This window comes from Micromonospora inaquosa (assembly GCF_003857055.1).
In the GTDB taxonomy this organism is placed as follows: Bacteria; Actinomycetota; Actinomycetes; order Mycobacteriales; family Micromonosporaceae; genus Micromonospora; species Micromonospora inaquosa.
In genome coordinates this window covers 48,593-55,167 of record NZ_QGSZ01000325.1, presented here as the reverse complement: position 1 = coordinate 55,167, position 6,575 = coordinate 48,593, and the positions used below count along the sequence as shown (strand labels likewise).

Here is a 6,575-nt window from a genome sequence, read left to right as displayed (position 1 = left end):
CCGTCACACCGGTCCTCGACCGCAGTCGGCGTAGCCTGCAAGCCGCGGCTGAGCGCGGGAGGTGACGCGATGACGGATCGGACAGAGCGGGACCGGACGGCACCGTCGACCACCGGGCGGGTCCTGCGACCTCGGGCGTGGCCCTCCCCGGTGCGGGCGATGACCCGGATCCTCAACGCCGACGGCTCGCCGCCCGCCCCGGCCCCGACCGGCACCGGCCGCAGCGCGGTGGTCGACTGCGCGCTCTACGTCGACGGCAAGCGGCAGCCCGGCGACTGGACGTACGCGGAGGCGCTGGCCGCGGCCCGCCGGGAGGAGCACGGCTTCGTCTGGATCGGCCTGCACCAGCCGGAGCTGGCCGAGATGACCGCCATCGCGGAGACCTACGGCCTGCACGAGCTGGCGGTCGAGGACGCGGTCAAGGCCGAGCAGCGCCCCAAGCTGGAGCGGTTCGGCGATGTCGTCTTCCTGGTGCTGCGTACCGCCCGTTACTGCGAGCACACCGAGCTGACCGAGAACTCCGAGGTGGTGGAGACCGGGCAGGTGATGCTCTTCATCGGCCCGAACTTCGTGATCAGCGTCCGGCACGGGGACGCCTGCCGGCTCGCCCCGATCCGCGCCGACCTGGAAACCAAGCAGGAGTTGCTGCTGCACGGTCCGTGGGCAGTGGCGTACGGGGTGACCGACCGGGTGGTCGACCTCTATCTGGAGGTGGCCGACCAGATCGAGGACGACCTGGACATGCTGGAGGCGGAGGTCTTCGACCGGCACGGCCACGGGCGGATCCAGCGGATCTATCAGATGAAGCGCGAGCTGGTGGAGTTCAAGCGGGCGGTGGTGCCCTTGCAACGGCCGCTGATGACGCTGACCTCGCAGGTCAACCGGGACGTGCCCAAGGAGATCCGCAAGTACTTCCGGGATGTGCAGGACCACCTGAGCCGCACCGTGGAACAGGTGAACTCCTACGACGACCTGCTGAACTCGATCCTCCAGGCGCGGTTGGCCCAGGTCACCGTCGACCAGAACAACGACATGCGCAAGATCGCCGCCTGGGCGGGCATCGCTGCGGTGTGGACCGCCATCGCCGGCATCTACGGGATGAACTTCGACAACATGCCCGAGCTGAAGATGACGTACGGCTATCCCGTCGTCCTGGCCCTCATGCTCGGCGTCTCGCTGGCCCTCTACCGCTGGTTCCGCCGCAACGGCTGGCTCTGACCGCAACGGCTGACTCTGACCAACGGCTGGCTCTGACCGTGACGCGGAAGCGCCGACGAGTGGATGGGCCCACCCGTCGGCGCTTCATGCGCTGCCACTGACCTCAGCGGCGGCCGTTGGTGCGGGCCGTGTCCTTGCCCAGCGCCTTGGTGAGGTCGTCGGTCGGCCGACCGGAGACCTCCGTGGCGCCCTCGGCGACCGACGGAACCTTGTCGGTCGGGCGGACACCGGTCTGCTTGGCCGGGGCGGTGGTGCTGGCGCTGGCACCGCCGGCCACCGCCGAGCTGCCCGCGCCGGTCATCCCCGCCGCGCCGGACATGGCGGAACCGTCGGAACCCCGGGCGGTGGACGGCGTCCGTACCTCGATCGAGTCGACCTCGTCGCGCATCGGCTCCAGGGTGCCGCGGGTCGGGTCGTACTCGGCCCACTCCTGCTGCTCCCGGCGGCGACGCAACGCCACCGCGCCGGCCAGGCCGGCGATGGCCCCCGCCGCCAACAGGCCGGTCATCATCGAGCCGCGACGACGCGGCTGCTTCTTCTTACCAGTGATCCGCATGGTCTTCGACTTGGCCTTTCTGGTCAGCGGCCCTGCCTGTGCGGCGCCGTCACGAGCAGCCGCCGCCAGCGGTGCCAGCGTGGTGAGAGTCGTCCCCCAGCCGGTCGCCGCGCGTTCGCGTACCCTCACCGCGGTCGGCCCGACGTAGCCCCGGGCCACCTGGACCCGCGGGCCAACGGTCGCGCCCGCGCCCTTCGCGGCGTGGTTGGCTGCCAGCATCAGGTGGCTGATGCTCTGGTTCAGCTCGGCCTTGGCCAGCTGCGCCTGGGACTGCCGCCGCCCGAATCCAAACACGGTCCTACCTCCTGGGAGTTGTTCCTTCGTCATCCTCCACCTTCGGATGCCTCCGCGATGCCAGATCGGGCACATGGGAGGATCCGCATGGAACTGACCAACGAGTGAGGAGTACCCGTGGCCGAGGCTGTCTACGCCACCCTGCACACCAACGCTGGCCCGATCCGGCTGGAGCTCTTCCCGAACCACGCGCCGAAGACCGTCCGCAACTTCGTCGACCTGGCCGAGGGCAACCGTGAGTACACCGACCCGCGCACCGGTCAGCCGGGCAACGGTCCGTACTACGACGGCACCATCTCGCACCGGGTGATCAGCGGTTTCATGGTCCAGATGGGCGACCCGACCGGTACCGGTCGGGGCGGACCGGGCTACAAGTTCGCCGACGAGTTCCACCCGGAGCTGCGGTTCGACCGTCCTTACCTGCTGGCGATGGCGAACGCCGGACCGGGCACCAACGGTTCGCAGTTCTTCATCACCGTGTCCCCGACGCCGCACCTCAACAACCGGCACACCATCTTCGGCCAGGTCGCCGACGAGGAGTCGGTGAAGGTCGTGGATTCGATCGCGAACACCCCGACCGGTCCGAGCGACCGTCCGCTCCAGGACGTCGTCATCGAGCGGGTCGAGATCGAGCGGTCCGCTTCCTGAGCGACGGGCGAGGTACCTTTGCTCGCATGATTGAGCGCTCCGGAGCACGGCCGGTGGACCGCGCGGTGGCGAACGGAGGGTCGGCCCGGTGAGCGAGTCGCCGCCGACCACCCCGGTCTGCTACCGGCACCCCGGCCGGGAGACCTACGTCAGGTGTACCCGCTGCGACCGGCCGATCTGCCCGGACTGCATGCGGGAGGCGTCGGTCGGGCACCAGTGCCCGGAGTGCGTCAACGAGGGGCGTCGCAGTGTTCGGCCGGCGCGTACCGCCTTCGGCGGCGGTACGGCCGGCCGGCACGGCTATGTCACCAAGGCGCTCATCGGGCTGAACGTGCTGCTCATGCTGCTCTCCATCGCCTCCGACCGGGGTGGGGACGCGGCGGTGGGCGGCTCCGGCTTCGGCGGTCTGATGGGCGGCAGTACGCCGTTGACCAACTGGGGTTCGGTGCTCGGGCTGGCGGTCTTTCCCGACGGCACGCTCGGCGGCGTCGCCGACGGCCAGTGGTACCGGCTGGTCACCGCGATGTTCCTGCACTACGGCGTGATCCACCTGCTGCTCAACATGTGGGCGCTCTGGGTGCTCGGCCGTTCGCTGGAGGCCAACCTGGGGCGGGCGCGTTTCGCCGCGCTCTATCTGATCGCCGGCCTCGGCGGTAACGTCGCCGCCTACCTGTTCAGCGCGCAGAACTCGGCCACCGCCGGTGCGTCCACGGCCGTCTTCGGTCTCTTCGCCGCGCTGATCATCATCGAGCGCAAGCTGGGCCGGGACATCTCGCAGGTGATCCCGATCCTGGTGATCAACCTGGTGTTCACGTTGACCGTTCCCGGCATCTCGATTCCCGGGCACCTGGGTGGCCTGGTGGTCGGTGGGGCCATGGCGTTGGTGCTCGCGTACGCCCCGCGTGGCCGGCGGACGCTGGTGCAGGTCGCCGGCGGGGCGATCATCCTGGCGGTGCTGCTCGCGCTGGTGCTCTTCCGGACCGCCCAGCTGCTCAGCTGACCGGGCGGGCGGCCCGCAGCGCGGCGGCCACCTCTTCCGGGGTGGCTCCCAGGTCGTACCGGCCGAACAGGTGCAGCGAGTTGCCCGCGTCGATTTCCAGGGTCTCGCTGGTCAGCCCCAGTCGGGGCCGGCGGTCGACGGCGATGGCCTCGACCGCCGACCAGGGCAGCAGCCGCCGGCCCGCGAAGCCGTGGATGACGGTGAGCCCCGCCGGGTCAACCGCCAACCGGACCGGCGCGATGAGGTCACGTACCGCCCAGCCGGCCACTGCGGCGGCGGCCAGGACGGCCAACGTCAGGCGGACCGGGTCGCCGTCGGCGAAGAGCAGCCCGAGCGCGACGAGCAGGACGGCGCCGGCCAGTTTCGCCGCCGGCAGGCTCGACGGCACTCGCCACTGTCGTACCGGGGGGGTCTCGTCCACCCGCCCAGCATGCCAGCGGTGCTCGGGTACCGCCTGGGCGGACGACCTGTCGATTGACGACGTAGGATCGGGGCAGCCCAAGTTACCGGGGAGTAAACATGAGTGACGCGGTCATCGTCGGCGCGGTGCGGACCCCGGTCGGGCGGCGCAAGGGCAGCCTCGCCGGCGTCCACCCGGTCGACCTCTCGGCGCACGTCCTGCGCGCCCTCGCCGAGCGCACCGGGCTCGACCCGGCCCAGGTCGACGACGTCTTCTGGGGCTGTGTGTCCCAGGTCGGCGAGCAGTCCTGGAACATCGCCCGCAACGGCGTGCTCGCCGCCGGTTGGCCCGAGGCGGTGCCCGGCACCACCCTGGACCGGCAGTGCGGCTCCAGCCAGCAGGCCCTGCACTTCGCCGCCGCGACGGTGCTCTCCGGCCAGGCAGATCTGGTGGTCGCCGGTGGCGTCGAGTCGATGACCCGGGTGCCGATGGGCTCCAGTGTGGCCGGCGGTACGCCGTTCAGTGACCAGTTGCGGGCCCGCTACCGGGGCGTCGAGGGCTTCGCCGACGACGCGCCGTTGCCGTTCAACCAGGGGGTCGGTGCCGAGCTGATCGCCCAGCGGTGGCGCCTGTCGCGTACCCAGCTCGACGAGTTCGCGCTGGCCAGCCACGAGAAGGCAGCCGCCGCGCAGGACGCCGGCGCGTTCGACCCGGAGCTGGCCCCGGTGCCGCTCGCCGATGGCGGCAAGTTCGCCGCCGACGAGGGCATCCGCCGGGAGACGTCCCTGGAGAAGCTCGGCGAGCTGGCCACCCCGTTCCGCGCCGACGGCGTGGTGACCGCCGGCTCCGCGTCCCAGATCTCCGACGGCGCCGCCGCCCTCGCGGTGACCACCTCCGACTGGGCCAGCCGGCACGGCCTGCGCCCGCTGGCCCGGATCCACACCGCAGTGGTCGCCGCCGACGACCCGGTCACCATGCTCACCGCACCCATCCCGGCCACCGCGAAGGCGCTGCGCCGCGCGGGGCTGGGCATCGAGGAGATCGGGGTGTACGAGGTGAACGAGGCGTTCGCGCCGGTGCCGCTGGCCTGGCTGGCGGAGACCGAGGCCGACCCGGAGCGGCTCAACCCGCGCGGCGGGGCGATCGCCCTCGGTCACCCGCTGGGCGGCTCCGGTGCCCGGATCATGACCACCATGCTCCAGCACATGCGGGACAACGGGATCCGCTACGGCCTGCAGACCATGTGCGAGGGCGGCGGCATGGCCAACGCCACGATCGTCGAGTTGGTCTGAAGCGCGGTCGAAAAAGGGCGCGCGGTCGCGCGGTGGGAAAAGACGTGGCCGCGACCCGGGAGGGCCGCCTAAGGTGCCCAGCGTGACGACGATCCCCGGTGAGCGCGCTGCCGACTGGTCCAGCGAGCAGTGGCAGGTGCGCGCCCGGTCCTGGGTCGACGCTGAGCTGAGCCGGGCCGGCCGGCGGGTGACCGGGCCGGTGGAGCCGCGGGTGCGGCCCTGGTCGATGGTCTGGCGGGTGCCCACCGATGATGGCCCGGTCTGGTTCAAGGCCAACAACCCGGGCACCCTGCACGAGGCGGTCCTGATCGCGGCGCTCGCCGAGTTGACGCCCGATCGGGTGCTGACGCCGATCGCGGTGGACCCGGCGCAGGGCTGGTCGTTGCTGCCCGACGGCGGCGAGTCGTTGCGTGACGTGTTGGCGCGCGACCCCGATCTGGCGCACTGGGAGCGGGCGCTGCCCGGGTACGCGGCGCTGCAACTGGCGAGCGCGCCGCGCGCCGACGAGCTGATCGCCCTGGGCGTGCCGGATCAGCGTCCGGAGGTGCTGGCCGACCTCTTCGTCGAACTGCTCGACGATCGCGGGGCGCTGCTGATCGGTGCCGAGGGCGGGCTCAGCCCGGAGATGCACGAGCGGTTGCGGGCCGAGCTGCCGTCGTACGCGCAGCGGTGCCGCCGGCTCGCCGACATCGGCATCCCGGCCACCGTGCAACACGACGACCTGCACGACGGCAACGTCTTCGCGGGTCGGGACGGCTACCGCTACTTCGACTGGGGTGACGCCTCGGTGGCGCACCCGTTCGGCACGCTGCTGGTGACCCTGCGCTCCATCGGGCACGCCAGGAACCTCGCCGCCGACGACGCCCAGTTGGTTCGGTTGCGCGACGCCTACCTGGAGGCGTGGACCGAGCGGTACGACCGGCGGACCCTCGTGGAGGCCGCCGACCTCGCGGTCGGCCTGGGGCCGGTGAGTCGGTCGCTCTCCTGGCGTCGAGCACTGGACACGGCGGCCGAGTCCCGCGCCGAGTACGCCGACGCGGTCCCGGGCTGGCTGGAGGAGCTCTTCGCCGCCAGTCCACTTCAGCCCAACGTCTGACCACTACCCGTCCGAGTCGAAAATCGGACAGGCAGTGCGACAGGCGGCGTGGAACTTCCAAAAAACCTCCG

The 6,575-nt window shown here is 71.4% G+C and carries 7 protein-coding genes; 5 read left to right on the top strand and 2 right to left on the bottom strand.

What is annotated here, in order from left to right; all coding sequences use genetic code 11:
- The first annotated feature begins 69 nt into the window (after positions 1–69).
- Positions 70–1,218, top strand: coding sequence for a magnesium/cobalt transporter CorA (corA, locus tag DLJ59_RS29730; protein WP_124776748.1), 1,149 nt, complete (start codon positions 70–72; stop codon positions 1,216–1,218).
- A gap of 103 nt (positions 1,219–1,321) precedes the next feature.
- On the opposite strand, the gene DLJ59_RS29725 is transcribed toward corA, so the two are convergent.
- Complete coding sequence (locus DLJ59_RS29725) at positions 1,322–2,101, bottom strand: hypothetical protein (RefSeq protein WP_124776746.1); 780 nt, start codon at positions 2,099–2,101, stop codon at positions 1,322–1,324.
- Positions 2,102–2,185: 84 nt separating this feature from the next.
- On the opposite strand from DLJ59_RS29725, the gene DLJ59_RS29720 reads away from it, so the two are divergent.
- Positions 2,186–2,716, top strand: a complete 531-nt coding sequence (locus DLJ59_RS29720) for a peptidylprolyl isomerase (RefSeq protein ID WP_030331635.1) — start codon at positions 2,186–2,188, stop codon at positions 2,714–2,716.
- Positions 2,717–2,804: 88 nt separating this feature from the next.
- Positions 2,805–3,716 carry a rhomboid family intramembrane serine protease gene (locus DLJ59_RS29715; RefSeq protein WP_124776744.1) on the top strand — a complete coding sequence of 304 codons (912 nt, stop codon included), beginning with the start codon at positions 2,805–2,807 and terminating at the stop codon, positions 3,714–3,716.
- On the opposite strand, the gene DLJ59_RS29710 is transcribed toward DLJ59_RS29715, so the two are convergent.
- Positions 3,709–4,137, bottom strand: coding sequence for a PH domain-containing protein (locus tag DLJ59_RS29710; RefSeq protein ID WP_124776742.1), 429 nt, complete (start codon positions 4,135–4,137; stop codon positions 3,709–3,711). The genes DLJ59_RS29715 and DLJ59_RS29710 overlap by 8 nt on opposite strands.
- A 98-nt stretch (positions 4,138–4,235) precedes the next feature.
- Between DLJ59_RS29710 and DLJ59_RS29705 the strand changes: the two genes are divergently transcribed.
- Complete coding sequence (locus tag DLJ59_RS29705; protein WP_124776740.1) at positions 4,236–5,408, top strand: thiolase family protein; 1,173 nt, start codon at positions 4,236–4,238, stop codon at positions 5,406–5,408.
- 82 nt (positions 5,409–5,490) lie between these two features.
- Positions 5,491–6,504: a phosphotransferase family protein gene (locus DLJ59_RS29700; RefSeq protein ID WP_124776738.1), complete on the top strand. Its 1,014-nt coding sequence runs from the start codon at positions 5,491–5,493 to the stop codon at positions 6,502–6,504.
- The last annotated feature ends 71 nt before the right edge of the window (positions 6,505–6,575 follow it).

Excerpts from the sequence above, each read along its gene's own strand:
- corA (WP_124776748.1), top strand. The coding sequence starts at position 70 with ATGACGGATCGGACAGAGCGGGACCGGACGGCACCGTCGACCACCGGG.
- DLJ59_RS29725 (WP_124776746.1), bottom strand. The coding sequence starts at position 2,101 with ATGACGAAGGAACAACTCCCAGGAGGTAGGACCGTGTTTGGATTCGGG.
- DLJ59_RS29705 (WP_124776740.1), top strand. The coding sequence starts at position 4,236 with ATGAGTGACGCGGTCATCGTCGGCGCGGTGCGGACCCCGGTCGGGCGG.